The sequence below is a fragment of the Yoonia litorea genome, from assembly GCF_900114675.1.
GTDB lineage: Bacteria > Pseudomonadota > Alphaproteobacteria > Rhodobacterales > Rhodobacteraceae > Yoonia > Yoonia litorea.
Window position 1 is genome coordinate 1,816,478 of sequence record NZ_FOZM01000001.1, and the last position, 26,987, is coordinate 1,843,464.

Annotated in this window: 33 protein-coding genes; 17 read left to right on the plus strand and 16 right to left on the minus strand. The window is 58.9% G+C overall.

The features are described from left to right. Window positions 1-3: 3 nt before the first annotated feature. Window positions 4-399, minus strand: coding sequence for a cytidine deaminase (locus BM316_RS09310; protein ID WP_278246875.1), 396 nt, complete (start codon window positions 397-399; stop codon window positions 4-6). Between the two features lie 116 nt (window positions 400-515). Here BM316_RS09310 and BM316_RS09315 point away from each other — a divergent pair, with 116 nt between their 5' ends. After that, a complete protein-coding gene (locus tag BM316_RS09315) occupies window positions 516-716 on the plus strand; it encodes a DUF3072 domain-containing protein (RefSeq protein ID WP_090206829.1) in 201 nt (66 codons plus the stop codon). On the opposite strand, the gene BM316_RS09320 is transcribed toward BM316_RS09315, so the two are convergent. Next, window positions 713-1,807, minus strand: a complete 1,095-nt coding sequence (locus BM316_RS09320) for a cupin domain-containing protein (RefSeq protein ID WP_090206832.1) — start codon at window positions 1,805-1,807, stop codon at window positions 713-715. The genes BM316_RS09315 and BM316_RS09320 overlap by 4 nt on opposite strands. Window positions 1,808-1,929: 122 nt before the next feature. On the opposite strand from BM316_RS09320, the gene BM316_RS09325 reads away from it, so the two are divergent. From BM316_RS09325 to BM316_RS09340, 4 genes are all read left to right on the plus strand, one after another. After that, entirely contained in the window at window positions 1,930-4,209 is a 2,280-nt protein-coding gene (locus tag BM316_RS09325; RefSeq protein WP_090206834.1) for an NADP-dependent malic enzyme, read from the plus strand. Between the two features lie 100 nt (window positions 4,210-4,309). Further along, on the plus strand, window positions 4,310-6,202 hold the full coding sequence (locus BM316_RS09330) for a propionyl-CoA synthetase (protein ID WP_090206837.1): 1,893 nt from the start codon (window positions 4,310-4,312) through the stop codon (window positions 6,200-6,202). A 54-nt stretch (window positions 6,203-6,256) separates the two neighbouring features. Beyond that, complete coding sequence (locus BM316_RS09335) at window positions 6,257-6,787, plus strand: CIA30 family protein (RefSeq protein ID WP_165606564.1); 531 nt, start codon at window positions 6,257-6,259, stop codon at window positions 6,785-6,787. A gap of 32 nt (window positions 6,788-6,819) precedes the next feature. Continuing rightward, entirely contained in the window at window positions 6,820-7,233 is a 414-nt protein-coding gene (locus BM316_RS09340; RefSeq protein WP_131802561.1) for a hypothetical protein, read from the plus strand. 7 nt (window positions 7,234-7,240) lie between these two features. Here BM316_RS09340 and BM316_RS09345 read toward each other — a convergent pair whose 3' ends face one another. After that, window positions 7,241-8,005: an NAD kinase gene (locus tag BM316_RS09345; RefSeq protein ID WP_090207821.1), complete on the minus strand. Its 765-nt coding sequence runs from the start codon at window positions 8,003-8,005 to the stop codon at window positions 7,241-7,243. A 185-nt stretch (window positions 8,006-8,190) separates the two neighbouring features. On the opposite strand from BM316_RS09345, the gene glyA reads away from it, so the two are divergent. Continuing rightward, window positions 8,191-9,486: a serine hydroxymethyltransferase gene (gene glyA, locus BM316_RS09350; protein ID WP_090207824.1), complete on the plus strand. Its 1,296-nt coding sequence runs from the start codon at window positions 8,191-8,193 to the stop codon at window positions 9,484-9,486. Window positions 9,487-9,536: 50 nt separating this feature from the next. Here the strand turns inward: glyA and BM316_RS09355 are convergent, their stop codons facing one another. Then, a complete protein-coding gene (locus tag BM316_RS09355; protein WP_090206845.1) occupies window positions 9,537-9,905 on the minus strand; it encodes a hypothetical protein in 369 nt (122 codons plus the stop codon). Between the two features lie 78 nt (window positions 9,906-9,983). Here BM316_RS09355 and BM316_RS09360 point away from each other — a divergent pair, with 78 nt between their 5' ends. From BM316_RS09360 to BM316_RS09370, 3 genes are all read left to right on the plus strand, one after another. Next, window positions 9,984-10,721, plus strand: coding sequence for an alpha/beta fold hydrolase (locus tag BM316_RS09360; RefSeq protein ID WP_090207827.1), 738 nt, complete (start codon window positions 9,984-9,986; stop codon window positions 10,719-10,721). Window positions 10,722-10,862: 141 nt separating this feature from the next. Beyond that, window positions 10,863-10,976: an entericidin A/B family lipoprotein gene (locus BM316_RS09365; protein WP_090206847.1), complete on the plus strand. Its 114-nt coding sequence runs from the start codon at window positions 10,863-10,865 to the stop codon at window positions 10,974-10,976. Window positions 10,977-11,019: 43 nt separating this feature from the next. Beyond that, window positions 11,020-11,133 (plus strand): entericidin A/B family lipoprotein, encoded by a 114-nt coding sequence (locus BM316_RS09370; protein ID WP_090206849.1) that lies wholly within the window; start codon window positions 11,020-11,022, stop codon window positions 11,131-11,133. A gap of 19 nt (window positions 11,134-11,152) precedes the next feature. Here BM316_RS09370 and BM316_RS09375 read toward each other — a convergent pair whose 3' ends face one another. The 7 genes from BM316_RS09375 to lepA all read right to left on the minus strand — a co-directional run bounded on the left by BM316_RS09375 (window position 11,153) and on the right by lepA (window position 15,332). Then, window positions 11,153-11,404, minus strand: a complete 252-nt coding sequence (locus BM316_RS09375) for a hypothetical protein (RefSeq protein ID WP_090206852.1) — start codon at window positions 11,402-11,404, stop codon at window positions 11,153-11,155. Window positions 11,405-11,579: 175 nt separating this feature from the next. Beyond that, window positions 11,580-11,768 (minus strand): CTP synthetase, encoded by a 189-nt coding sequence (locus BM316_RS09380; protein ID WP_090207830.1) that lies wholly within the window; start codon window positions 11,766-11,768, stop codon window positions 11,580-11,582. 247 nt (window positions 11,769-12,015) lie between these two features. Further along, entirely contained in the window at window positions 12,016-12,393 is a 378-nt protein-coding gene (locus BM316_RS09385; protein WP_090206854.1) for a hypothetical protein, read from the minus strand. 48 nt (window positions 12,394-12,441) lie between these two features. Continuing rightward, window positions 12,442-12,795 (minus strand): hypothetical protein, encoded by a 354-nt coding sequence (locus BM316_RS09390; protein ID WP_131802562.1) that lies wholly within the window; start codon window positions 12,793-12,795, stop codon window positions 12,442-12,444. A gap of 273 nt (window positions 12,796-13,068) precedes the next feature. After that, entirely contained in the window at window positions 13,069-13,302 is a 234-nt protein-coding gene (locus BM316_RS09395; protein ID WP_090206860.1) for a DUF2442 domain-containing protein, read from the minus strand. Beyond that, the gene (locus BM316_RS09400) at window positions 13,283-13,528 is read right to left on the minus strand and encodes a DUF4160 domain-containing protein (protein ID WP_090206863.1); all 246 of its coding nucleotides are present in this window, start codon (window positions 13,526-13,528) and stop codon (window positions 13,283-13,285) included. Before BM316_RS09400 ends, BM316_RS09395 begins: the two co-directional genes overlap by 20 nt. A 4-nt stretch (window positions 13,529-13,532) precedes the next feature. Beyond that, complete coding sequence (gene lepA / locus BM316_RS09405) at window positions 13,533-15,332, minus strand: translation elongation factor 4 (RefSeq protein ID WP_090206867.1); 1,800 nt, start codon at window positions 15,330-15,332, stop codon at window positions 13,533-13,535. Window positions 15,333-15,530: 198 nt separating this feature from the next. Here lepA and BM316_RS09410 point away from each other — a divergent pair, with 198 nt between their 5' ends. Further along, window positions 15,531-15,851 (plus strand): arginine transporter, encoded by a 321-nt coding sequence (locus BM316_RS09410; protein ID WP_090206870.1) that lies wholly within the window; start codon window positions 15,531-15,533, stop codon window positions 15,849-15,851. On the opposite strand, the gene BM316_RS09415 is transcribed toward BM316_RS09410, so the two are convergent. Together BM316_RS09415 and BM316_RS09420 are read right to left on the minus strand one after the other, a co-directional pair. Then, window positions 15,811-16,239 carry a low molecular weight protein-tyrosine-phosphatase gene (locus BM316_RS09415; RefSeq protein ID WP_090206873.1) on the minus strand — a complete coding sequence of 143 codons (429 nt, stop codon included), beginning with the start codon at window positions 16,237-16,239 and terminating at the stop codon, window positions 15,811-15,813. The two genes, BM316_RS09410 and BM316_RS09415, sit on opposite strands and share 41 nt — an antisense overlap. Continuing rightward, complete coding sequence (locus BM316_RS09420; RefSeq protein WP_090206876.1) at window positions 16,239-16,670, minus strand: hypothetical protein; 432 nt, start codon at window positions 16,668-16,670, stop codon at window positions 16,239-16,241. The genes BM316_RS09415 and BM316_RS09420 overlap by 1 nt, the downstream gene beginning before the upstream one ends. 65 nt (window positions 16,671-16,735) lie before the next feature. On the opposite strand from BM316_RS09420, the gene BM316_RS09425 reads away from it, so the two are divergent. The 5 genes from BM316_RS09425 to BM316_RS09445 all read left to right on the plus strand — a co-directional run bounded on the left by BM316_RS09425 (window position 16,736) and on the right by BM316_RS09445 (window position 22,008). Continuing rightward, window positions 16,736-17,416, plus strand: coding sequence for an NAD-dependent deacylase (locus BM316_RS09425; protein WP_090206879.1), 681 nt, complete (start codon window positions 16,736-16,738; stop codon window positions 17,414-17,416). Window positions 17,417-17,460: 44 nt separating this feature from the next. Then, window positions 17,461-18,465, plus strand: coding sequence for a methylmalonyl Co-A mutase-associated GTPase MeaB (gene meaB, locus BM316_RS09430; protein WP_090206883.1), 1,005 nt, complete (start codon window positions 17,461-17,463; stop codon window positions 18,463-18,465). Between the two features lie 192 nt (window positions 18,466-18,657). Further along, entirely contained in the window at window positions 18,658-18,939 is a 282-nt protein-coding gene (rpmB, locus tag BM316_RS09435; protein ID WP_090206886.1) for a 50S ribosomal protein L28, read from the plus strand. 107 nt (window positions 18,940-19,046) lie between these two features. After that, window positions 19,047-21,452, plus strand: coding sequence for an ATP-dependent helicase HrpB (gene hrpB, locus BM316_RS09440; RefSeq protein WP_090207835.1), 2,406 nt, complete (start codon window positions 19,047-19,049; stop codon window positions 21,450-21,452). A 67-nt stretch (window positions 21,453-21,519) separates the two neighbouring features. Further along, complete coding sequence (locus BM316_RS09445) at window positions 21,520-22,008, plus strand: NUDIX hydrolase (protein ID WP_090206889.1); 489 nt, start codon at window positions 21,520-21,522, stop codon at window positions 22,006-22,008. Between the two features lie 10 nt (window positions 22,009-22,018). Here the strand turns inward: BM316_RS09445 and argF are convergent, their stop codons facing one another. Genes argF through BM316_RS09460 form a run of 3 tightly spaced genes read right to left on the minus strand, consistent with a single transcriptional unit; the run spans window position 22,019 to window position 24,621 of the window. Beyond that, on the minus strand, window positions 22,019-22,924 hold the full coding sequence (gene argF, locus BM316_RS09450; RefSeq protein WP_090206891.1) for an ornithine carbamoyltransferase: 906 nt from the start codon (window positions 22,922-22,924) through the stop codon (window positions 22,019-22,021). Between the two features lie 40 nt (window positions 22,925-22,964). Continuing rightward, on the minus strand, window positions 22,965-23,447 hold the full coding sequence (locus BM316_RS09455; RefSeq protein ID WP_090206894.1) for a GNAT family N-acetyltransferase: 483 nt from the start codon (window positions 23,445-23,447) through the stop codon (window positions 22,965-22,967). After that, on the minus strand, window positions 23,440-24,621 hold the full coding sequence (locus BM316_RS09460; RefSeq protein WP_090206897.1) for an aspartate aminotransferase family protein: 1,182 nt from the start codon (window positions 24,619-24,621) through the stop codon (window positions 23,440-23,442). The genes BM316_RS09455 and BM316_RS09460 overlap by 8 nt, the downstream gene beginning before the upstream one ends. A gap of 267 nt (window positions 24,622-24,888) precedes the next feature. On the opposite strand from BM316_RS09460, the gene BM316_RS09465 reads away from it, so the two are divergent. Together BM316_RS09465 and BM316_RS09470 are read left to right on the plus strand one after the other, a co-directional pair. Continuing rightward, window positions 24,889-26,049 (plus strand): WD40/YVTN/BNR-like repeat-containing protein, encoded by a 1,161-nt coding sequence (locus BM316_RS09465; RefSeq protein WP_090206900.1) that lies wholly within the window; start codon window positions 24,889-24,891, stop codon window positions 26,047-26,049. A 39-nt stretch (window positions 26,050-26,088) separates the two neighbouring features. Further along, complete coding sequence (locus tag BM316_RS09470) at window positions 26,089-26,973, plus strand: DMT family transporter (RefSeq protein ID WP_090206903.1); 885 nt, start codon at window positions 26,089-26,091, stop codon at window positions 26,971-26,973. The last annotated feature ends 14 nt before the right edge of the window (window positions 26,974-26,987 follow it).

Consider the following 26,987-nt stretch of genomic DNA (forward strand, 5'->3'; position numbering starts at 1 on the left):
AGGCTAGACGCGGCTCATGTAATCCGCGTCAAAGCTGCCGGGAAGCAGCGCTGCGACGGTCGTTTGATGGACCACACCGTCAGTCGTTGCCAGTGTCACCCTAACGTCTCCTGACGCGAACTCGGCGATTTTCTGACGGCATCCGCCGCATGGGCTGACAGGCTTGGGACTATCTGCGATCACGGCGATTTCGGTTATGCTGGTATCCCCGCCAGCGACCATCGCTGCGATGGCACCGGCTTCGGCACAGGTCCCCTCCGGATATGCCACGTTTTCGACGTTGCAGCCCAAATACACCTTTCCTGACCCGGCAATCAGTGCCGCACCCACCTTGAACTTCGAATATGGCGCATGCGCATTTTCACGCACCCGACGTGCGTCCTCGACCAGCGACATCAATGGCCTCCTTGATTGATCCGCACAGATTGTCCGCAGGCGCTGGCGGATGCAAGCCTGCCCAAGGAACCGCTGACGCACTTTTTGCGTTGAAACTGTAACGTCAACGGAGATGAAATATGTCGACACCTACAAAACCTATCCAAGATCCTGCCGAGGTCATCACCCCAAACAGTGCCGAGGCGACAATGACCGGCGATCAGGCTGACAAGCTGCGCGCATTGTGTGAGGCAACCGGCGAGCCATTTGATGACACGCTGAGCCAGGCACAGGCGGCAAAGCGGATCGCTGCGTTGAGCGAGATTGCAGAAAGCAACTAACGATCAGAAATCGTCTCAAACGCGCCGGACAAGGTGACTTCAAGCAGTTCAAGATCGTCAGTCGGATCTGAATAGCGTGTGCGCATGCCCGGCGGGATGACAAACGCATCACCGGGTGAAAGGGAAAACGGCTCTTTGCCTTCTCCCTCGAGCGTCATGCTCCCTTCCATCACAAAGGTAAAATGGATGTCAGCGTCGTGTTGTGCCCAAGTGGTCTTGCCGTCCCCCTTCCGCAGAACATTCACCCCCGCAACATTCCTTGTATTTGCTGCGATCGTTGTGTCCCGAGCCACAAAGCCGCTCAGCCTTGACGGGGTCCAAACGGCATCTTTGACTTGATTGAAAACGAACTTCTGACCCTGCCACTCTCGATCTGGACGCAGATGAGGCGTTGGCAAGCTCATCTCATGGTCGATCTCCGTGATATGCTCCGCCGGAACACCGATTTCGATCACTTCGATCCCGTCTGAAGCCTCCAAAACGCGGTGCCGGATTTCTGGAGGCTGAATAAAGCAGTCGCCAGCGGTCAGGCGGAGCGGCGGGCCCTGATCCTCGTAAACAACGTCGACCCAGCCGCGATAGCAAAAGATGAGTTGGAAACCGACCTTGTGAAAGTGGACCATATCCGGCACCGGCCCACCGTCAGGGATACGGATATGGCTGGCGATGATTGAACCGCCCAACCGGTTTGGGATCAGGTCGCGGTAATGCATGCCCGCACGACCAATGACCCAAGGCGCTTGATCAGCCAACCTGCGGACAACAAACGCATGTTCGGTCTCAGGCAGCTCCAGCGGCGGGTTCAGCGGATGGACCTCCACGCGTGTGCCACCAGGCGACGTCAAAACCTGCTGTCCGTCGGCGAATTCCTGACGGTCAGTCAGGATGCGCAGTATGCCCGGTGCACCACCCACCGTCTGATCTAGGCGCACACGTAACCCGTGACCGGAATAGACCGCAACCGTCGGATCGTCAGCCGGGTAAATCATATCTAGCCGCATCCCCAGGACAGATCCGAAGAACCCGAGATCGGATTTGAGATCAACCGTCGGCAGGCAAACTTCGGCGCGAATATCGTCAGAATGTTCCATAGCCGATACCCTGTCTTTGCACGGAATGAATTGCAAGATCGGGCGATCCGTGATTAATCACGGCGACGGCTTCCGTTGGGGAAAGAAAATGGTTTAATATTAAACCATCTGGAGGAACAAGCATGAGCGACGATACCAAAGACAGTTTCAGACAGGCGGCGCTTGACTATCATAAGTTCCCGAAACCCGGAAAACTTGAAATTCGCGCAACAAAACCGATGGCGAACGGGCGCGATCTGGCGCGCGCTTATTCACCCGGCGTGGCCGAAGCCTGCATCGAAATCAAGGACACACCAGACGCAGCCAGAGACTACACAGCACGCGGCAACCTCGTCGCGGTCGTCACGAATGGTTCTGCGGTTCTGGGTCTGGGCAACATCGGTGCGTTGGCCTCGAAACCCGTGATGGAGGGTAAGGCCGTTCTGTTCAAGAAATTCGCCAATATCGATTGCTTCGATATCGAATTGAACGAACCTGACCCTGAAAAGCTGGCTGACATTGTCTGCGCGCTTGAGCCGACGTTCGGTGCAATCAATCTTGAAGATATCAAAGCCCCGGACTGTTTTATCGTGGAAAAGATCTGTCGTGAGCGGATGAATATTCCTGTGTTCCATGACGATCAGCACGGCACCGCGATCGTTGTCGGCGCTGCCGCTTTGAATGCCCTGAAAATTGCTGGCAAGTCCTTTGAGGACATCAAGATCGTCAGCACAGGGGGTGGTGCGGCCGGGATCGCCTGCCTGAATATGCTCCTTAAACTCGGGGTTCAGCGCAAAAACGTCTACCTCTGCGACATCGAGGGCCTGGTTTATAAGGGCCGCGAAAAGGATATGACACCGCAGAAGGCGGAATATGCGCAAGGCACAACGCCAGCCTCCCTTGATGACGTCATCGCGGGCGCGGATCTTTTTCTCGGATTGTCCGGCCCGGGTGTTCTGAAACCCGAGATGGTCAAAAAGATGGCCGAGCGGCCCATCATCTTTGCGCTGGCCAATCCGAACCCCGAAATCGACCCTGACGATGCGCGCGAGGCCAGCCCCGGTGCGATCATCGCGACCGGACGCAGTGACTTCCCCAATCAGGTCAACAACGTCCTGTGCTTTCCTTTCATCTTCCGGGGCGCGCTTGATGCAGGCGCGACAGAGATCAACGATGACATGAAGATCGCGTGTGTCGAAGGGATCGCCGCGCTTGCCCGCGCGACAACCAGCGCAGAGGCCGCTGCGGCCTATCAAGGCGAACAACTGACCTTCGGGCCTGATTATCTGATCCCCAAGCCTTTCGATCCGCGACTGATGGGCGTCGTTGCAAGTGCTGTTGCCGGGGCTGCCGTTGAAACGGGTGTAGCCAAGCGCCCGATTGCCGACATCAAGGCTTATAAGGACGCTCTGGATGGTTCGGTTTTCAAATCGGCGATGATCATGCGCCCGGTCTTTGACGCGGCAAGGACCGCCGAACGCACGATCGTCTTTGCCGAAGGCGAGGATGAACGTGTGCTGCGAGCCTCGCAAGCGATGATTGAGGAAACAACGGATACGCCCATCCTGATTGGCCGCCCGGACGTAATTGAGCGTCGCTGCGAACGCGCCGGCCTGACCATCCGGCCCGGCGTCGATTTCAGCATCGTCAATCCTGAGAATGACCCGCGCTACCGCGACTACTGGGGCACATACCATGATCTGATGGCCCGCAAGGGGGTCACGCCCGATCTTGCAAAGGCGATCATGCGCACCAACACCACGGCAATTGCGGCTGTGATGGTCCACCGCGGCGAAGCTGAAAGCATGATCTGCGGGACCTTTGGTCAATTCCTGTGGCATCTGAACTACGCCTGCCAGATCCTCGGGACAGAGACCTTCCATCCTGTCGGTGCTCTGTCACTGATGATCCTTGAGGATGGCCCACTGTTTGTTGCCGACACACAGGTCCATGCCGAGCCGACACCGCAGCAGATTGCCGAAACCGTTGTTGGTGCTGCACGGCACGTCCGCCGCTTTGGGGTCGAGCCGAAGATCGCCCTGTGCTCACACAGCCAGTTCGGCAACCTCGACACCGACAGTGGCCGCCGGATGCGCGAGGCGATGGCAATTCTGGACAGCGCACCGCGCGATTTCGCCTATGAAGGCGAGATGCACGTTGATGCCGCTCTGGATGTTGAACTCCGCAACCGCGTGTTTCCTGCCGCACATTTGCCAGGTGCCGCAAACACACTGATTTTTGCAAATACCGATGCCGCATCAGGGGTGCGCAACATCCTCAAGATGAAAGGCGGCGGTCTGGAGGTCGGGCCGATCCTGATGGGCATGGGCAACCGCTGCCACGTGGTGACGCCCTCTATCACGGCGCGCGGTCTGCTGAATATGTGTGCCGTTGCAGGGACACCTGTCGCCCACTACGGATAGTCAAAAATTTTACTCCCCACCCCTTGGCCCAGCTTGTTTTCCTTGCTGGTCGTTTGCGCGCGGCGTAACACATTCGCGCAAGACCATTGGGAGGGATATCATGGGATACGCAGAGGTTTACGCAGCCGCAAAATCAGACCCAGAAGGGTTCTGGATGGAACAGGCCAAGGCGATTGACTGGGACGAGGCACCGACGAAAGCGCTGCATGATGCGAATGCCCCTCTCTACGAATGGTTCAAAGACGCAAAGGTGAACACCTGCTACAACGCTGTTGATCGGCACGTTGAAAACGGTCGAGGCGATCAGGCGGCCATCATCTATGACAGCCCCGTCACCGACACCAAAGAAACGATCACATACGCCGAGTTGCAAAAACGCGTCTCATCTCTTGCCGGCGCACTCAAGGCCAAAGGCGTGACCAAGGGTGATCGCGTCATCATCTACATGCCAATGATACCGCAAGCGCTGGAAGCGATGCTGGCTTGCGCACGGCTTGGCGCGATCCATTCTGTCGTGTTTGGCGGATTTGCTGCAAACGAGCTTGCGGTCCGCATTGATGACGCCACGCCGAAGGCCATTATCGCAGGCTCCTGCGGGATCGAGCCGGGCCGCGTTGTCCAGTACAAGCCTCTTCTGGATGGTGCGATCGAGCTTGCGACGCACAAACCCGATTTCTGCGTCATCTATCAAAGAGAGCCGGAAATCGCACCACTGACACCCGGCCGCGACTTTGACTGGCACGAAGTCCAATCCGACGTTGCTCCGGCTGACTGCGTTCCCGTCGAAGGCGACCACCCTGCCTATATCCTCTACACATCCGGCACCACCGGCGCGCCCAAGGGCGTCGTTCGTCCGACCGCTGGTCATCTGGTGGCGCTCAACTGGTCAATGAAAGCGATCTACAACATCGATCCCGGAGAGGTATTCTGGGCGGCCTCCGACGTGGGCTGGGTCGTGGGCCATTCCTACATCTGCTACGGGCCTTTGATTGCTGGCAACACCACCATCGTCTTTGAAGGCAAGCCCGTGGGCACACCTGACGCGGGCACGTTCTGGCGTGTCATCGACGAGCACAAGGTCAAATCCTTCTTTACTGCCCCGACCGCTTTCCGGGCCATCAAGCGCGACGATCCAGAAGGCAAATTGATCGAAAACTATGATATCTCGCACCTGCGTGCGCTCTATCTTGCCGGTGAACGCGCCGACCCTGACACCATCGAATGGGCCCAGCGCGTGATGGGTGTGCCGGTCTACGATCACTGGTGGCAGACAGAAACCGGGTGGAGCATCGCTGGCAACCCCGCAGGGATCGAACCTCTCCCCGTCAAGATCGGTTCACCGACGGTCGCGATGCCGGGTTATGACGTGCAAATCCTCGATGAAGCAGGTCACCCGATGCCCGCAGGGGAACTTGGGGCGATTGCTGTCAAACTACCGCTGCCACCAGGCACACTTCCAACGCTCTGGAATGCCGAAGAGCGGTTCAAGAAGAGTTATCTCAACACCTTCCCCGGCTATTATGAGACCGGCGATGCAGGGATGATCGACGAAGATGGCTACCTTTACATCATGGCGCGCACTGACGACGTGATCAACGTCGCAGGCCACCGCCTTTCGACCGGTCAGATGGAAGAGGTCATCGCAGGTCACCCCGACGTGGCCGAGTGTGCTGTGATCGGTGTGACTGACGCGCTCAAGGGACAATTGCCCATGGGCTTTGTATGCCTGAACAAAGGGTGCGACCGCGCTGATGATATGATCAAGGCCGAGGTGGTCAAACGCGTGAGAGACACCATCGGTCCGGTAGCTGCGTTCAAGTTGGTCGCTGTTGTCGACCGCTTGCCCAAGACACGTTCCGGCAAAATCCTGCGCGCAACCATGGTAAAGATCGCCGACAATGAAGAATTCAAGATGCCGGCGACGATTGATGATCCCGCCATTCTTGATGAAATCAAAGAGGCATTGGTCCCGATGGGGTATGCGGGCGCCTAGGACAGCAGCACTGCTAGAAAACCGCTGACACAAAGCTAGGTCAGGATCATGCGCATGATCCTGACCTTATTATTTTTGGCAACAACAGCCGGAGCGGACCCGATGCTGATCGAAGACTTTGGCCAAGATGCGACAGAGCGGTGGGGTTACACCAGCGACCGTGTCATGGGTGGCGTGTCGGATGGGCAGGCCGGGCTTGGCCGCGATGGTGATCTGGAATTCGCGCAGTTGCGCGGTCAGGTCAGCACCGCCAATAACGGCGGGTTCATCCAGATCCGCACGAACCTTTCGTCGCCCTTGCCGGAAGCCGCCACAGGTTTGGCCTTGAGGGTCAGGGGGAACGGTGCGCGCTACTACGTGCATCTGCGCCCCGATACCGCGCGGCGGCCGTGGCAGTTCTATCAAGCCGCATTTGACACCACTGAGGCGTGGGCCGAGGTGCGCATCCCCTGGGCAGCCTTCCGCCCACAAGGCGGACTTCAAGCACAATTCCGCCCGTCCGATATCCGAAGTCTTGGCATCGTCGCCTACGGCGCCGATTATGAGGCGGCGCTGGATGTGGATTGGATTTCAACCACCGACTAAGCGCTTGACTAGAGGCAAGCGGGTTGCGGCAGTTGAAGGACATACTTCGTGGGTGTTTCGCCACCTATGTGGCTGGCACTGCACTGCTTTTTGTGGCGGAAATCCCTGCAGCGATTATGGGCAACGCCATCTTTGGGCTGACAGAAAGCCTTTTCATACTTGTGTTCTACGGCGCGCTCCTCGCGGCACTTCTGACGCTGATCATTCTTGCCATCTGGCTGTGCTTGGCCTTTTTGCAGATACAGGTCCTTTTCCCCGTCGCCCCATTGGTAGCGGCCGTCCTCATCAGTCTGCCAATGACAGCAGAGGCCGGTGTTCCGGGGTTCCTGTTAGGTGTCTTCTTTGGTGCGCTTGCCGGGGTCCATTTCTGGTTCTGGGCATTTGGAACGGTCTGGCGGCAAGAGATGCGCTTTGGCGCGACAAGCAGTCTCGATCAGGTTGAGTAAGCAAGCCTCAGGCGAACTGTTCCCTGATCAACCGTTCCTCCAGCCCGTGGCCGGGATCAAAAAGAATGCGATGCCGGATGCTGGGCTCAGACCGGATTTCGACGCTCACAACATCGCGTACCGACTTACCATCCGCGTCGGCCATCACGGGCCGTTTGGTGGGATTGATCACGTCGAGCCGGACGACTGCCCTCTTGGGAAGCAATGCACCACGCCAGCGCCTTGGTCTGAAGGCGGCCATAGCGGTCAACGCCAAAACGTCAGAGCCAATCGGCAAGATGGGTCCATGCGCCGAATAGTTATAGGCGGTCGATCCCGCAGGCGTCGCAACAAGCGCCCCGTCACAGACGAGTTCATCCATGCGGAGCCGGCCATCAATCGAAATCCGCAACTTCGCCGCCTGAGGCCCGGCACGCAGAAGGCTCACCTCGTTGATCGCCAAGGCCTCATGCATCTCCCCATCCGCAGAAAGCGCTGTCATCCGCAGCGGGTTGATGACCTCTTCCTCGGCCTCATTCAGCCTTTCCTGCAAATCGTCCTGATGAAACTCATTCATCAAAAAGCCTACTGTGCCACGGTTCATCCCGTAGACCGGCACATCAAGGCCCTGCGTGGCGTGCAGCGTCTGCAACATAAATCCGTCACCGCCCAATGCGACAATGACCTCCGCCTGTTCGGGCGGCACGTCACCATGGCGCGCCGCCAGTGCTGCGCGCGCTTGCTCAGCAATCGGCACAGGACTGGCAACAAAGGCGATTCTGGAGCGTGGCATCGCACGAAATCCTTTTGGTTCCGATACGTTGTGCGGTGATCGGACCCGAAACGCAAGGCGGCCATCGGAAACAGCCGATGACGTGCTCATAAACATCATGGTCGTTTTGATGCTTTAGCGTACGCATTTTCCGCGCTATGAGAGCGCCAGATATCATTCCTGCACTCGCAAAGAGGACTGCACCCATGACTGCCAATGTGCGCGATAACGGCTTTTTCACAGAAACGCTTGCCACCCGCGATCCGGAACTCGACGCCGCAATGAAGGCCGAGCTGAACCGCCAGCGCAACGAAATCGAGTTGATTGCCTCAGAGAACATCGTCTCTGCAGCTGTGATGGAAGCCCAAGGCAGCGTCATGACGAACAAATACGCCGAAGGGTACCCCGGTCGCCGCTATTACGGGGGATGCGAGCATGTCGATGTTGCCGAGAATCTGGCCATCGACCGCGCCAAGCAGCTGTTCGACTGCGGTTTTGCGAATGTGCAGCCCAACTCAGGCTCGCAAGCCAACCAGGGTGTATTCCAGGCACTGCTGCAGCCTGGCGATACGATCCTTGGCATGTCGCTCGATGCAGGTGGCCACCTGACCCACGGGGCCAAGCCGAACCAGTCTGGCAAATGGTTCAACGCAGTCCAATATGGCGTGCGCAAGCAGGACAGCCTACTTGATTATGATGAGGTCCAGCGCCTCGCCACAGAACATCAACCAAAGATGATCATTGCAGGTGGATCAGCAATTCCCCGCATCATCGACTTTGCAAAGATGCGCGAGATTGCAGACAGCGTTGGCGCCTACCTCCTCGTCGATATGGCGCATTTTGCAGGACTGGTGGCTGCTGGTCTTTACCCTTCGCCCTTCCCGCACGCTCATGTTGCCACCACAACCACGCATAAAACACTGCGCGGTCCGCGTGGCGGCATGATCCTGACCAATGACGAGGCCATCGCCAAGAAGTGCAACTCAGCGATCTTCCCCGGTATCCAGGGCGGCCCGCTCATGCACGTGATTGCAGGCAAAGCTGTCGCATTCGGAGAGGCCCTGCGCCCCGAGTTCAAAAGCTATCAAGAGCAGGTCATCAAGAATGCCCAAGCGCTTGCCGATCAATTGATGAAGGGTGGCCTTGATATTGTGACAGGTGGCACGGACACCCACGTGATGCTCGTCGATTTGCGCCCCAAAGGCGTCAAAGGCAATGCGACCGAAAAGGCGCTCGGTCGTGCGCATATCACCTGCAACAAGAACGGCATTCCGTTTGACCCCGAAAAGCCAATGGTGACATCCGGCATCCGTTTGGGCTCACCTGCGGCCACGACACGCGGGTTTACCGAAGTTGAATTCCGTCAGATCGCCGACTGGATCGTTGAGGTGACCGATGGTCTTGCCGCAAATGGCAAAGATGGAAACGGCGAGGTGGAGGCGAAAGTCCGCGCCGAAGTCGAGGCACTTTGCGCAAACTTCCCCATCTACCCAGAACTGTAAACCGGATCAGGCCCACCCGCTGGTGGGCCTCATCGGCGCTGGCCGCATCGTCAGATGAACCCACGCCACCAGAGCGTGATGATGACGAGGACTATGGTGGTCAGGATTACAAAACCGACCGCCGCTGCCATGTTCAAAAGCGCGTCGCGCCTTTGCGCGGCAGGGTCGATGCCATCGAGGTAGTCCATCACAGCGCGATGCGCTTGCGTGACGGTGGCAGGCTCTACCAGCTTTGCCAGCTTGGGATTGTCAGCAACAGCCTCAGCACGTGCCAAAACGCGCACATCCTGCTTCACCGAGCGCGGCAGTAGCCGCCCACCATTGCGCAGTTGAACCTCGAGCGAACGCCCGCGCAGCTTGAGCTTTTGGCGCAAGGCATCGCGCACTTCAGCGATCATCTCGGCATGGGTCTGTTTCATTTGCGGTGCGGTACTTGCTTGCTGGCATTTGCTCAATCCCTCTGGCACGCGGGGGCAATGAAGGGTAGCAACAGATGCATGTTGAACACGGTGACATATGACGGACCTGACGCCACGCCGCTTTTGATTGCGCACGGGCTATTTGGGTCGGCGCGCAACTGGGGTGTTCTGGCGAAGCGCTTCTCCGAAGCGCGGCCGGTTGTGGTCGTGGATATGCGCAATCATGCGCTAAGTCCTTGGTATGAAACACACTCTTACCCCGACATGGCTGATGATCTGGCAGAGGTGATGGATCGCCCGATGCATGTGCTTGGCCATTCGATGGGTGGCAAGGCTGCTATGATCCTTGCCTTGCAACGCCCTGATATTGTTGAGAAATTGATCGTCGCGGACATTGCGCCGGTGACCTACTCTCACAGTCAGCAAGGGCCGATTGATGCCATGCGGGGGCTGAATCTGACGTCTGTCACAAACCGCGCTGAGGCCAAAGCGCAGCTGCAAGGGCTTGATCCCGGCGTCGATGACTTCCTGCTGCAAAGCCTTGATCTGAAAGAGAAACGCTGGCGTCTGAACCTCGACATTCTGGAAGCCGAAATGGACAAAATCATTGGTTTTCCTGAGGTTACGGGAGCATTTGAAGGCGAAACGTTGTTCCTCTCGGGGGCCAATTCGGATTACGTCCAGCGCGACGCGCGACCCCAAATCAAGGCGCTTTTCCCTGATGCAAAGTTCGCGAAGATCCCCGGCGCGGGACACTGGCTGCATGCGGAAAAGCCGCGCGAGTTTGCCGCCGCGGTGAGCGCATTTTTGGGCTGATCGGGGCGTACACCGCCCGTACACAAGCTGTACACAACCTGTACACCGCCTGTGCAGACAGGATGCACCGCGCAGCCTGCTTGCCGCCCCCTGACTGCGGCGCTAGATTACGCCACAACGCATGATCCAAAGAGGTTTGCCATGATCCGTATCGCCCTTGTCCTTGCCATTCTTGGCCTCGCCGCTTGCGAAACCATCCAAGGGGCCGGACGTGATATCACGGCCGCAGGCCAGACCCTCGACCGCACGTTCTAAAGACAGGGCGCACCGCCCTGCCGTCACATCATTGAGGTTGCCGATGCTTCGTCTCGCGCTTGTTCTGGCCGTGCTTGGCCTATCCGCCTGTGAAACAGTCAAAGGCGTCGGGCGCGATATCACCCGCGCGGCCTCGGCCGTGGATCGGGCGTTCTAGATCCACACCCGGTCTGCGCTTAGACTTCGCGCGCGTTGGGGTTCGGGATCGGGCCCACGTCTTCGACGCGGCGATGATCAAAGCCGTTGTCGTTGCGCTTGATCCGGCGCGACACGTAGTAGGATACCGGCCAGCTGAGTGCATAGCCAACGATCAACCCGCCGATGATGACAGGCCAGTTATAAAAACCCAGCGACATCGCGACGATGGCGATTGCGCCGCAAATGACGGCGCCGATGGGCAAAGTCAGAAAGATTGATAGACGGTCCATAATTGCCTCCTTTGTGAGAGGACCAACGGATCGCCGCGCGGTTCGTTCCGAAAAGTCGGAGCGGAAGGAATGTGTGTGGATGATTGATCGGCGGTCTGCGGGGGAGCGCGCTCAAGTCTCGCCCCCTGTCATCTGGACTTAAGCCGCGCCCGAACGGAGCAAGCCCCGCCCAACGTCAGACCTGCTGGGTGACGATGGCGCGTGCCACGAGGTAGGACACAGGCAGCGCCAAGACCGCTCCGATGCCCGCTGCAGCAAGGATCGGGATGAACTGGTCATTGCCGGTGACCAACGCCACGACCACCAGCGCACCCCCGAGGGCTGTGGCGATAATTGAGTAAAGTATCGAAGCAAGTCGGACCATCGTCGTCTCCATCAGTGATGTATTGGAGAGATGCTAGATGAGGCGGGCGCAGGGGTCGTTGATGTGGGTCAAGGGGGTGGTGAGAGGGCCTGTTTCTAAACGATGACCACAGTCAGGGAACCCGCGCCCGAACGGAGGAGGGCAGCAGCGCCTGCTCCGTGGGGGTGGGTGAAGCCCGTTTTGGAAACTGTCCAGCGGACAGTTTCAGGGCTGAACGCGCAAAGCGCTGAGTAGGGCGCTACCAAACCTAGAGGGAGTTTCGCAATTTAGTCTTTTGCGGTGCTTTCTTGTAGAATTTCATCGCAAATGACATTTCTTCACCTTTGAGGCCCATGTCGACGGGTCCTCTGATGAATTTGATACCAAAGTTTGCGATCTGACCTGTCGCGTCACACGAATAGAACTTGGACTTGATCTCTCGTAGGTATCGCTGCTCCGTCAGTTTCAGCTTGTTATTTTCAGAGCAGAAACTCTTGTGGAGAGCGTATGCTACTAGGTCTGCTATCGCCAAAGCAGGTTCGTCTTTCTTAGTCACGGCTTGAATGCTCACCGGCATCAAATACGCGAGTTTTGCCGCACGTGCATCAAGCGGTTTCTCAGCAATTGCTGTAAGAAAACGTGCCAACCGACCATAGTCGTGGCCGCGCTTTTGCTCAAAGATTATTGCTATATCCTAGGCGCCGAGTTCCTTTTTGCCGACGTATGCCCCGACCAATTCAAACAAGTATTGAGCACACTTATTGTAATAGTCCTGTGCTTGTTTCTCGCCTTCAATCGACTTTCTGTAGTCTCCGATTGTCGACTTCTTTGAAATTACACCGAAAGCCAACATCCTAAGCTTTTTGACTTCTCTTGCGCAAAAGGCAACTTGGCCATGACTCAAGTCAGTGCAATGAAGCTCCTTAGCATCAATCTTCCCTCTCATTAATTCCAAATCTTTTCGTATTTTCGGGAGGTTTATTGATGGAACTAGAACTGCCCCCATAGTCAGATATGATGAAGCACCAAACGGATTATCATGGGTCATAACTCGGTCGAGACCTTGGTCCCCACTTTCGTCGATTAAAAGTGTTAGTTTCGGAACCATACTTGCTCGCAAAGCTCGCTTTCGAATCCAAGGTTAAGCATGACAGATGCATGTAGTCTCAACCAAAGGTGGTGCTTAGGCAATCCTCGTAGGAGCAAGTAAACCAGATACACCGGATTCTGCTGACCTCGCGCTACGCTATCTATCTCTCCAGCGCATAGGTCTTGCCTCAGGCGTCGCGATCTGCATCCGGGAGAAAGTTACTCGTTCCCCTCACTCCGCCGCCAGCACCGGCTCCCCTGCCAGCAGCGCAGGCACCGAGATATCCTCGTCCAGCGTCTCCCAATGCAGCCCGAACGGGCTAATCTCAACTGCCGTCCGTTCCTCTGCCGTAGCTGCCATTAGCCTAGGAAACCATGCCAGTGGCACACCGAGTTGCCGCCCGTCTTGCAGGCTGACCCACATCAGGTCGTCGTCAAAGTGAACCTCAACCGCCGAAATGCTCATCCCATGCCTCTGAAATCAGTTTGCCATTCGACTCTATCATGCGCGCGAGTTTGCGCAAAGTGCGGGCGTCAAAGCCGTAAGATCGCTCGAGCCGGATCACCGGCCTAACCCAGAACTTGGCTTCAGCCCCGCCCTTCATCACATGGATATGGACCGGCTCGCGCGGGTCGCCTTCGTTCGAGTAGAAGAAGAAGCGATAGCCATCGAGCCGGTAGACGGTGGGCATCGCCCTAGCTATCCATCTTCAGCGCTGAAATAAACGCTTCCTGCGGGATATCCACTTTCCCGAACTGCCGCATCTTTTTCTTACCGGCCTTCTGCTTGTCCAGCAGTTTCCGCTTACGCGTCGCGTCGCCGCCGTAGCATTTGGCGGTTACGTCCTTGCGCAGAGCGGACAGCGTCTCGCGGGCGATCACTTTGCCGCCGATAGCCGCCTGTATCGGGATCTTGAACATGTGGCGGGGGATCAGGTCTTTGAGCTTTTCGACCATGGCGCGCCCGCGCATCTCGGCCCGGTCGCGGTGCACCATCATGGAGAGCGCATCCACAGGCTCTTCGTTCACCAGCACGGACATTTTGACCAGATTATCCTGTTGGTAACCTGTCATCTGGTAATCGAAAGAGGCATAGCCTTTGGTCACGGACTTCAGCCGGTCGTAGAAGTCAAAGACAACCTCGTTGAGTGGCAGGTCATAGACCGTCATTGCGCGGCTGCCTGCATAGGTCAGGTCAAGCTGGACGCCGCGACGCTCCTGACAGAGTTTCAGCACATCGCCGAGGTAGTCGTCGGGCACAAGGATCGTGGCCTTGATGCGGGGTTCCTCGACATGGTCGACATGGGTCAGGTCGGGCATGTCGGCGGGGTTGTGCAGCTCCATCATCTCACCGTCGCGCATGTAGACGTGATAGACGACCGACGGGGCGGTGGTGATCAGTTCGATGTCATATTCGCGCTCGATCCGGTCGCGGATGACCTCAAGGTGCAAAAGCCCCAAGAAACCACAGCGGAAGCCGAAGCCGAGTGCGGCTGAGGTTTCCATCTCGTGGCTGAAGGAGGCGTCGTTCAGGGCCAGCTTGTCGATGGCGTCGCGCAGGTCCTCGAATTCGGAGCTGTCCACGGGGAAGAGCCCGCAGAACACCACCGGCTGTGAGGGCTTGAAGCCCGGCAGCGGGGTGTCGGTGCCTTTTTTCTCGGACGTGATCGTGTCACCCACGCGGGTGTCGCGGACCTGTTTGATGGAGGCGGTGATAAAGCCGATCTCGCCGGGGCCAAGTTCGGCCACGTCCTGCATCTTGGGGCGGAAAACGCCGATCTTGTCGATCTGGTGGACGGTGCCGTTCGACATGAATTTGACGCGGTCGTTCTTTTTCATCACGCCATCGATGATGCGCACCAGAACGATCACACCGAGGTAGCTGTCATACCAGCTATCGACCAGCATCGCCTTGAGCGGCGCGTCACGCTCGCCCTTGGGCGCTGGCAGTTTGGTGACGATGGCCTCAAGCGTTTCCTTGATGCCCACACCTGTTTTCGCGCTGACCTGGATCGCGCCTGAGGCGTCGATGCCGATCACATCCTCGATCTGTTCGGCCACGCGGTCACATTCGGACGCTGGCAGGTCGATCTTGTTGAGCACAGGCACGATTTCGTGGTCGGCGTCGATGGCCTGATAGACATTGGCGAGCGTCTGCGCCTCGACCCCTTGGGTGCTGTCCACGACCAGCAGTGATCCTTCGACCGCGCGCATGGAGCGTGACACCTCGTAGGCGAAGTCCACGTGACCGGGGGTGTCGATCAGGTTCAGCACGTATTTTTCGCCATCATCGGCCAGATAGTCGATGCGGACGGTGTTGGCTTTGATGGTGATCCCGCGCTCGCGCTCGATATCCATCGCATCGAGAAGCTGTTCCTTCATCTCGCGTTCAGTGACGGTGTTGGTGGACTGGATCAGCCGATCGGCCAGGGTGGATTTCCCATGGTCGATATGCGCCACGATCGAGAAGTTACGGATATGCGAAAGCTCTGTCATGGCTGGGATATGGAGCGGATTTCAGGAGCGGTCAAGCGGGATGGTGAGGGTGCACACCGCGTCATTTTCAAAGCAATCTCTCAAAGCCTGCAATCGTGAATTGAAAGACTCGGCATTGGGCTACATAATTGACCCAAATGGACGAAATCCTGACTGACCACCCGCGCATGAACGTGGGGGCGAACAGAGGACAAAACGATGCGGTATATTCTTCTTGCCGGTGCAGTGGCATCGGCCGCAGCTTGCGGCGGTGGCAGTCGCGTCATCACCGGCGATATCTCGGCAGCCTGCCTTGAAGCGGACCGGCGCGCCGCCTCGCCTGCGCTCTGTTCGTGCATCCAGCAGGTGGCAAACCAGTCGTTGTCAGCCAGTGACCAGACGCGGGCGGCAAGCTTCTTTTATGATCCACAACTGGCGCAGGACACGCGTCAGTCGGACAGTTTCCGCGATGAGCGGTTCTGGGATCGCTATCGCGCCTTTACTGATCTGGCTGAACAGATTTGCAGGCCAGCAGGCTAGTCGCCGCCTCCTCAATCAAGTCAAGCGCGCCGTCAAAATCCCTTGTGTAGTAAGGATCAGGCACGTCCTTTTCCGCCATCAGCCGCACGGGTGTCGCATTGTCACGCGGTCTGAGCCGCTCAATGTCGGCAAGGTTCTGGCGGTCCATCGCAACAATCAGGTCAAATCTGTCAAAGTCTGCCGTCTGGAACTGCCGTGCCCTGAGGTCGCTGAGGTCAATCCCGCGCCGCTGGGCCGCTTGCTGCATTGGGCCGTAGGGCGGATCACCGACGTGCCATCCGCCAGTGCCAGCGCTGTCGATCACCCAGTCGGGCGCGCGCTGGCGCATCACACCCTCTGCCGCTGGCGAACGGCAGATATTTCCAAGACACACAAACAGAACCCGCATCAGCGCAAGACGCCTTTACGTGTCATGGCACGGGCATAAAGCCATTGCAGGACGAGAAGGACCGGGATCGCGATCAGAAAGGCGATTGCGGCAGGCCCACCTGTGGCCATCATCGACCCACCCTCAGACAGCCCGTAAGTATAGACAGACGAGGCCAGCAATCCGCCAAGCGAAAGCGCGAAGGCAGTCCCTGCCAAGCGGGACCGTGCGAGCAGCAGAATTGATCCCACCACCGAAAGCCAGACACCGGTGGCCCAAGCCACATGGAACCAAAGCGGCGCCTCTTGCAGCAGGCGCAACGAATCTTCGGGGAGTGCTGCGACATAATCCGGCACTTCGAGTTTCGTCATCAGATAATCAACGGCTCCGCCCGCGTTCCAGACAAGCGACAACACCCCGACGATCCAAAGATGCATTGGCGTTTTTGTCATATCCCTTCCTCCGGCCATGGTATGTGCGCCCCCAGCTTGCGCCCAAGGACAGCAGCCTGTCTAGTATGGCCATGAAGATCGCAATTCTCACAGGGGCGGGTGTGTCTGCCGAAAGCGGGCTTGGCACCTTCCGCGACAAGGACGGGCTCTGGACCAAGTATGACCTCAACGAGGTCGCAACCCCCGAAGGCTTTGCCCGCAATCCCTCATTGGTCCATGAGTTCTACAATGCCAGACGCCGCAATGCGTTAGAGGCCAGCCACAACGCGGCACATACGGCGCTTGCGGCCCTGCAACAATCGGGCAGGCACGATGTGACGTTGATCACGCAAAACGTCGATGACCTGCATGAACGTGCCGGTGCGCGCGGCGTCATCCATATGCATGGGGAACTTATGCGTGCCCTTTGCGCGGCCTGCGGGCATCGCTGGGACGCGCCAGAGGCAATGCATCCGCAAGACCCCTGCCCTGCCTGCACCGCGGCGCGCACACGACCGGATATCGTCTGGTTTGGCGAGATCCCCTATCACATGGACCGTCTGGCAGGCGCGGTCGAGACGGCCGACCTTTTTGTTGCAATCGGCACCTCGGCTGAGGTCTATCCTGCGGCCGGTCTGGTCGAGATCGCGCGCGGTGAGACGCTTGAGATCAACCTCGCTCCTTCGGCGCGCGCCAATGCGTTTGACACACATCGTTACGGTCCGGCATCAGAGGTCGTTCCGGCTTGGGTAGCCGCGTTGATCTGATCCTTCGGGCTGGACCTTTCCTAGCTGACCCGTATGAAGGAGCCATGAGCACGACACGCGATATTCCTGCATTGGCTGATGCGATCAAATCCGGCGAGCGGCGCGCCCTGGCGCGCGCGATCACCCTTGTCGAAAGCGGCCGCGCCGATCACCGCGCAGAGGCGCTGGATTTGCTGGATCGGCTCGGCACCGACAGGCAGGCGTTGCGTATCGGCCTCTCGGGCACGCCGGGCGTCGGCAAATCGACATTTATCGAAAGCTTTGGCCTGATGCTGACCGGCATGGGCAAGCGCGTGGCGGTGCTGGCGGTTGATCCTTCCTCTGCCCGGTCGGGCGGCTCGATCCTTGGTGACAAAACCCGCATGGACCAGCTTTCGCGTGATCCCAACGCGTTTATCCGCCCTTCGCCAAGCCAGTCCCAGTTGGGGGGTGTCGCGCGCCGCTCACGTGAGGCCGTGGCCTTGTGCGAGGCTGCCGGATTTGATGTTGTGCTGATCGAGACCGTGGGCGTGGGCCAGTCAGAAACCGTTGTGGCGCAGATGGCCGATTTATTCGTGCTGTTGCTGGCCCCAGCCGGAGGCGATGAGTTGCAAGGCGTCAAGCGCGGCATCATGGAAATGGCCGATCTTATTCTGGTCAATAAAGCCGATGGTGAACTGAAGTCCCAAGCCACGCGCACCTGTGCCGATTATGCCGGGGCGCTGCGGCTTTTGCGCAAGCGCCCGCAGGACCCTGAGGGGTTTCCCAAGGCGCTGACGATCTCTGCGCTGGAGGCCAACGGGCTGTCGGCGGCATGGGACGAAATGCAGACCCTTGCAGACTGGCGCAAGGATCAGGGTATCTGGGCGGCTACCCGCGAGGCGCAGGCGGGTTTCTGGTTCGGCGAAGACGTGCGCCACGGCCTGCTGTCGCTCTTGCAAAGTGATCCGCAAATGGCGGCGGCGGTGGCCTCTGCCGAAGCGCAGGTCAAGGCCGGCGCGCGCACCCCGGCAGCGGCGGCGGCAGAGGTTCTGGCCCCTTTGCAAAAGCGGCTTGCGGCCAATTCCTGAACTGACGCGGGGACGGAGTGACAGCACCGGCTGAAATTCCCGCTCAGGGCTGGCAAAGCGGGTTGACGGGGTCACGGAATCCGCCTATCTCGCGCTGATCTTATGCACGACCCTGCGGCTGCGGGGTTCTAACCCGACTCACGAGGCCCCGACGATTTGGTCGGCAGAGCCGCAAGAACAAGGAAGAAGCTCATGTCGCGCCGTTGCGAACTGACTGGAAAAGGCCCGATGTCTGGCAACAATGTCAGCCACGCCAAAAACCGTACCCGCCGTCGTTTTCTGCCAAACCTGCAGGATGTCACTCTGCAGTCTGACGTGCTTGGCCGGTCATTCAAATTCAAAGTATCAAGTGCTGCTTTGCGCACGGTAGATCACCGCGGTGGTCTGGACGCTTTCATGGCGAAAGCAAAGGATGCTGAACTTTCCGCTGAGGCGCTGAAGGTCAAAAAGCAGATCCTGAACGCAGCCGCCTAAATCGCAGCCGCACCAAAGATGATGTAAACCCGTCTGATCTTCAGGCGGGTTTTTCATTTCGGGCAGGCCAACTGGTCATGCCAGAGGTGATGTGGCACATCTGCCCTATGACCACCCTGCCGATTGATCCTGTCCTACCAGATGTGACGGCCGCGCTTGCGCGCCAGGGCCGTGTTGTCCTGCAAGCGCCGCCAGGGGCCGGCAAGACAAGCCGCGTGCCACTGGCGATCCTGCAGGCAGGGCTGACTGACCAGAAGATCATCATGCTTGAACCCAGACGGCTGGCGGCGCGCGCCGCAGCCGAACGGCTGGCAGAGGGCCTTGGGGAGCCTGTCGGCAAGACGGTGGGCTACCGGATGCGCGGTGACAGCAAGGCAGGCCAGCGCATCGAAGTCGTCACCGAAGGTATTCTGACGCGGATGGTGCAGTCAGATCCCGAATTGACCGGGGTCGGTGTCGTGATCTTTGACGAATTCCACGAACGCTCTCTGAACGCCGATCTCGGTCTGGCATTGACATGGGAAGTGCGCGAGGCCCTCAGACCCGATCTGATGGTGGTTGTCATGTCGGCCACGCTCGATGCAGCCCCTGTCGCGGCGATGCTGGATGACGCCCCTATCGTCACCTCCGAAGGGCGGACTTTTCCTGTCGAGACCCGCTATCTGGATCAGGCCGTCCCAAAGACAGTCAGGTTCGCGCAGGCAGCGACCGATCTTGTGCACAAAGCTGTATCAGAGACTGAAGGTGGCGTTCTGGTCTTTCTGCCGGGTGAAGGGGAGATCAGACGCGTAGAGGCCGGTTTGCGGGGACGGCTGTCGCCTGACTGCGTGATCAGGCCGCTGTTTGGTGCAATGCCGTTTGCACAACAGCGCAAGGCGATCAGGCCAGAACCACAGGGCCGCAAGATTGTGCTGGCCACATCCATTGCAGAAACCTCGCTGACCATCGAGGATATCCGCGTCGTCGTTGATGCCGGGCGCGCAAGACGCGCGCGGTTCGACCCCAGTTCCGGCATGTCGCGGCTTGTGACCGAAGCGGTCAGCAGCGCAGAGGCCACACAGCGCGCCGGACGTGCTGGCCGTGTGGCCGAAGGGTTTGCCTATAGGATGTGGACCAAAGGGGCACATGGGGCATTGCAACCGTTCCCGCCTGCCGAGATTGAAGCGGCTGATCTGGCGGGGCTCGCGCTTGAGCTTGCGATGTGGGGCAGCGAGGCGTTGAGTTTCCTGACACCCCCGCCAGAAGGGGCTTTGAAAGAGGCGCAATCCCTTCTGCAAAGTCTGGGGGCATTGGACGAGGGAAAGCGGATCACGGCGCACGGGCGCGCCTTGGCCGCAATCCCGTTGCATCCGCGTCTGGGTCACATGTTGCGCGTTGCAGGCGCACAAGCTGCCCCGCTTGCGGCGCTGCTGGCAGCACGCGATCCTTTGCGCGGCGCGCCGGTTGATCTGTCGCTGCGGATGAAAGCAATCGACGGGCACTATGACGGGCCCGGTGCGGTCAGCCATGCAGCCCTTGCCCAGATCAGGCCGGAGGCGAAGCGCCTCGCGCATGGCCTGACCGAAGGCGCACCGCTCTCGCTGGGGCAAATGGCAGCACTCGCCTATCCTGACCGTGTTGCGCTGCGCCGCAAAGGCAATGACGCGCGCTATGTCCTTTCGGGTGGCAAAGGCGCAGTGTTGTCAAACGAAGACCCGCTGGCTGGTGAACGGCTGCTGGTTGTGTCTGACCTTGATGGCGACACGCGTGAAGCGCGCATCAGGCAAGCCGTACCAATCGCAGATGCCGCCTTCAGACAGATCTTCGCCGATCAGATCGCGTGGCAAGACGTGTGTGTGTGGTCCAAACGCGATAGCCGTGTTCTGAGCCGGAGGCAGGAACGCTTTGGTGCGCTTGTCCTTGATGACCGGAGCTGGAGCGACGCGCCAGCAGAGGCTCTAGCTGCAGCCATGTTAGAGGGCATACGCCAGATCGGTCTGCCCTGGCGCGATGCCACGTTGCGGTTTCGGGCGCGTGTTGCCTTGGTTGACGGGCTTCCTGCGATGGACGACGACAGCCTGCTGGCAAACCTTGAGACATGGCTTTTGCCGCATCTGCGTGACGTGCGCACGGCAGAGCAATGGAAGTCATTCGATCTCTTGCCTGCTTTGCGGGCGATGCTGGACTGGGACCAGATGCAGCAGTTGGACCGCGCCGCACCCGCCCATTTTGAAACGCCGCTGGGGCGGCATATTCCCATCGACTATAGCGGGGACGCACCAGAGATTACCCTGCGCCTGCAAGAGATGTTTGGCGTGACGACACACCCTGTCGTTGCCGGCCGCCCTTTGCGGGTGACTTTGCTGTCTCCGGGACAAAAGCCTGTTCAGGTCACGCAGGATATTGTGGGGTTCTGGGCCACGTCCTATGCGGATGTCCGGCGCGATATGCGCGGGCGTTACCCCAAGCACCCGTGGCCTGAAGACCCTACGCAAGCGGATCCAACTTTGCGTGCCAAACCGCGCGGGCGTTGAGCCGGATTTGCCTTCGCCCTGTGGATATGTTACTTTTTATCAATAATAAGAGCATATTGGCGGGTATATGTCATCTGTTGACACATCCTATTGGACTGGACCCAAGGGTTTGGACCTTGATCCGGCTGCGATTTCGCAGGTCGGGGCGCTTTGCCTGCGTGACGGCGCGGCAGGGCCCGAGGTGCTTTTCGTCAAGTCCTCTCGCGGGCGCTGGATCATCCCCAAGGGCTGGCCGGAGGATCATCTGACTGATCGCGAAACGGCCCGCGCCGAAGCCTGGGAAGAGGCGGGTGTGCGCAAGGGCAAGATTAGCAAGACGCCGGTTGGCGGCTACATGACCGAAAAGCGGTACGATGACGGCCGCCGCATTCCCTGCCATGTCAGCGTTTATCGCATTGATGTCCGCAAGACGGCCAGGACCTATCCGGAGGCCGGTATGCGCAGGCGCAAATGGCTGCCGCTGAGCAAAGCGATCAAGAAAACCAAAGACCGCGGGTTGCGTGCGTTTCTAAAGGCTTATCTGGATCAGGCAGAGCCGCTGAAATCGGCAGCCTGATCCTCTTGCATCAGACACCCAAGCAGTAGCGCATGATCGCCTTCTGCGCGTGCAGGCGGTTCTCGGCCTCATCGAAAATCACCGAATGCGGGCCATCCATAACGCTGCTGGTCGCCTCGTCGTCGCGGTGGGCGGGCAGGCAGTGCATGAACAGGCTGTCCTCCTTGGCCTTGGCCATCAGCGCGTCATTCACCTGATACCCCCTTAGCTGGTTGTGCCGCCGCTCGCGCGCCGATTGGGGATCGTGCATGCTGACCCAAGTGTCTGTGACCACAAGATCGGCCCCTTCGACAGCCTCATTGGGATCGCGGACCGTGGTGTAAAGGCCGGTCAGAGCCGGTTCAGGGTCCAATGGCGGCGGGCCGGTAAAGACCAGATCGAACTCGAACTGTTTGGCGGCGTGAGCGAAACTGGCAAAGACGTTGTTGCCGTCACCTGACCAGACCACCTTTTTGCCTTTGATGGGGCCGCGGTGTTCTTCGAAGGTCATGATGTCAGCCATGATCTGGCAGGGATGCGTGCGGTTGGTCAGACCGTTGATCACGGGCACGGTGGCATATTCGGCCATATCCAGCAGCGTCTGTTCTTCAAAGGTGCGGATCATGATCAGGTCCACGTATCGCGACAGAACCCGCGCCGTGTCGGCGATGGTCTCGCCATGGCCAAGCTGCATGTCCGCACCGGATAGCACCATGGTCTGCCCGCCCATCTGGCGGACCCCAACATCAAAGGAAACGCGCGTCCGGGTTGAAGGTTTTTCAAAGATGAGCGCGACCATATGCCCGGCCAGCGGCTGTTCGGCGTCTGGCGTGCCTTTGGGTTTGCCTGCGCGCGCGGTTTTCATGGCTTGCGCGTTGTCGATGATGCCGCGCAAAGCGTCTGTTGGAGTGACGTTGATATCTAGAAAATGGTTCATTGTTTTCGCTGAAGATTTGGGGGCACCGGGGCCCGGAAACTCATAGATGGGTCATAACCTGCACAAGGCGCCCATCGCGGGTCGACGCCAGACGACGCTTCATAAAGCCGGACTGACTGAAAATACGGATGGCGCTGGTATCGGTGGTATTGGGACCGACTGCAACCATAGGATAGTGTCGTCGCAAATCGCGGACGTAACTGTCGATATAGCCCGCCGAATGCCCCTGCCCCAGAAACTGCGTGTCACCAACAAAGGTTGCCATCACCCGTGCACCTTGCGGCAGGTCCGCGTACTGCGGCAAATCGAACGCTCTGGCGTCGTGGTCATGCACATAGGCGAAAGGCTGATTGATCAGGCTTACCAGTGACATGTCGATCTGCGGATTATCCATATCCTGCTCCATCAGCGTAAGCTGCCGTTCCGCGTCGGGCCACCAGACCCTGACATGCGCCTCCTGTAGCCAGCGGCGCATGAGGGGCAGGTCTGACCGGCCCAGTCTGCGGAAGGTATAATTACGCATCGGCCTCCGTCATGGTTGTTGCGGCGGCATCGAGGCGTTTGATCGCCTCGTCAATCTCGGCATCTGTAATTGTCAGCGCAGGCAACAGACGGATCACGTTGTCGGCTGCGGGGACTGTCAGGATGTTCTGCGCATAGCCGGCTGCGACCACGTCGGTGTTTGTTGTCTTGCACTTCAGTCCCAGCATCAGCCCGGACCCGCGCACAGTTTCAAAGACGTCCGGATGAGCGGCCACAAGCCCTTCAAGCTTTTGGCGCAAGTGGCCCGCCTTGCGGTTCACCTCTGCCAGAAAGGCATCATCGGCCACGATTTCCATGACCTTCGCGCCGACCGCGCAGGCCAATGGGTTGCCGCCGTATGTGGATCCATGCGTTCCGGCGGTCATGCTGGAGGCCGCGTTCTCAGTGGCGAGGACCGCGCCAAGCGGGAAGCCGCCGCCGATCCCTTTGGCGACCATCATGATGTCAGGTGTAATTCCCGCCCATTCATGCGCAAAAAGCTTGCCGGTCCGGCCCATCCCGCATTGCACCTCGTCAAAGATGAGCAAGATACCGTGCTGGTCGCAAAGGTCCCGCAGCCCTTTGAGGCATTGATCCGGTAGCGGACGGATACCGCCCTCGCCCTGCACCGGCTCGACCAAAATCGCGGCGATCTTGTCAGAGACCGCCGACTGCAAAGCATCGTGGTCGCCAAACTCCAGATGCGTGAAGCCAGGCAACAACGGGCCAAAGCCTTTGGTCATCTTTTCGGAGCCGGCAGCAGAGATACCGGCGCTGGAACGGCCATGGAACGACCCTGAGAAGGTGATGATCTCCGTACGGTCAGGCTGGCCTTTGTCGTACCAGTATTTGCGTGCCATCTTGACGGCAAGCTCGCAGGATTCAGTGCCTGAGTTGGTAAAGAACACCGTATCGGCGAATGTCTGATCCACCAGCGCATCTGCCAGCTTTTGCTGCGCAGGGATGTTGTAGAGGTTGGACACGTGCCACAGCGCCTGCGCCTGATCAGTCAGGGCCGCAACCAAAGCAGGATGTGCATGGCCCAATGCATTGACCGCAATTCCAGCCCCAAGATCGAGAAAATGTCGTCCATCCGCCTCTGTCAGCCAGGAGCCTTCGCCGGAGACAAATGTCAGCGGCGCACGGTTATAGGTCGGCAGAATAGAAGCGATCATCGCGATCTTCCTTTGAGATATGCCCGATTGGTTCAGAACCTTTCAGGGGTGTCAACAATGTTAAGGGGTTATGAATGGCAGGACAAAAGGCGGCGCGGTTTAGCGTCGGCGTCGGGTTTCGTTTGTCGTCTGCATCATCATGCGCCTTCATTAGACGAGCGGCTGGCTTTGGGGAACCCCCTTTTTGGATGCAGTCGCACCTTGCCGGAATTTCTCACCTGACCAGCGCAAGTGTGATAAACTTGCCCGCAAACCGGGGGATTTATCATGGCACAACCGACTACGACGGTCCTTGTTGGGACGACCAAAGGCGCATTTCTCGTGCAGGCTGCGAAAGACCGGCAAGACTGGTCGGTCCGCGGTCCGTTCTGCAATGGCAAGTCAATCGGACATATCATCGGCGATCCGCAGACAGGGCGCATCTGGGCTGGTGGAGGCGGTGATTTCTTCGGCGCCAGCATCTGGCGGTCCGATGATGGCGGTGCCACATGGACACAAACCCGGCTGACAAGCGGCCAGATTGATCAATGGGCAGCGAGCGATCCGGAGTTTGCAAAATCCATGGGTGTCACAGGCGACCCCCTCCCCTTCGGTGACAGCTTCACAGATATCTGGTCGCTGCATTACGACAATGGCACGCTTTACATGGGCACAAAGCCTGCCTCGCTACTGCGCAGCACCGACAACGGCGAGACCTGGGAAAAGCTCGATGGTTTAACGGACCATCCTTCTGCCGAAAGCTGGAATCCGGGCGCTGCGGGGCTTGTTCTGCATACGATCGTGACGACACCGGAGGATCCGAAGAAGGTCTGGGTCGGCATTTCCGCCGCCGGTGTCTTTGCCACCGAGGATGGTGGCGCAACATGGGAGCGTCGCAACCGGCTGACCAATGCCGCAGCCTGCGAGGGTCACCATCATCCTGCAGCCCCGTCTGGCGGAGACGTAGGCCACTGTGTACACAACATGATGCGCGCGCCTGCTGACGGTGATGTGCTTTATCAACAGAACCACCACGGTGTCTGGCGGTCCCGTGATGGCGGGCGCAGTTGGGATGACATCAATGCGGGCCTGCCTTCGACTTTCGGGTTTCCCATCAGGGTGCATCCGCGTGATCCCGATACGGTCTGGACCTTACCGCTCAACGGTGACAGCGCTGGACGCTTCCCGCCAGATGCCGCGGCGGCTGTGTGGCGGACCAGAGACGCCGGCCAAAGTTGGGAAGCGTGCCGAAATGGTCTGCCTCAGGAGGGATGCTTCTTTACCGTGCTGAGGCAGGCGATGGCCGGCGACACACGCGATCCTGCCGGTGTCTATTTCGGCACCAACAGTGGATCGGTCTTTGCCAGCTTTGACGAAGGCGACAGTTGGGACGAAATTGCGCGTCACCTGCCGACGATCCTTGCCGTTGAGGTGCTTGAGGCGCACTAGCCCACTTGTCTCTGACCAAAGAGCGCGTCACAGAGGCGCATGAGTTTGCGCCCCCAGAATCCCCCTGTTGCCGTTGCCTTCATGCTGACGGCGACCGCGTTTATCGCGGCGACGATGCTGTTTGCAAAATCGCTGGGGACGGAGACGCTCGGTCCCCCGCTGCACCCGCTACAGATCAGTCACGGACGCTTTCTGTTCGCCTTTCTGACCATCGCGACGATGGCGGCTGTCCTGCGCCCTCGGATCAGCCGACCGCATTTCGGTTTGCACATCGGGCGGACCTTGTTCGGGTGGGGTGGCGTGACGCTGATGTTCGCAGCTGTCGCCTATATTCCGCTTTCGGATGCCACGGCGATCAGCTTTCTAAATCCAGTCTTCGGTATGTTGCTGGCCATCCCGCTTTTGGGTGAACGCGTTGGGCCGTGGCGCTGGTTTGCCGCCTTCACCGCGCTACTCGGTGCGCTTGTCTTGCTGCGCCCTGGCCCTGACAGTTTTCAACTGGCGGGGCTGCTGGCGCTGGGTGCGGCGGTTGTCATGGGCATGGAGCTGATCTTCATCAAGAAGCTTGCCAACCGCGAGGGGCCTTTTCAGATCCTGCTGGTCAACAACACCATTGGTCTGGTCATCGCCACCGTCGCGGTGCTGCCTGTCTGGGTCATGCCGACACCTGCACAATGGGCAGCCCTAGCAGGTCTGGGAATGCTGATGGCTGCGGCGCAGGCGTGTTTTGTGAACGCCATGGCGCGGGCGGATGCCAGCTTCATCACGCCTTTCAGCTATATCACGCTTGTGTTCGCGAGCCTTTATGACCTGCTGATCTTTGATGTTGTCCCCGATGCGGTCAGCATTTCAGGGGCCGCGATCATTCTGGGCGGCGCGTCCTTGCTTGCATGGCGGGAACGGCGGGCGAAAGCGGCGTCCTGAGACTGCACCAATAC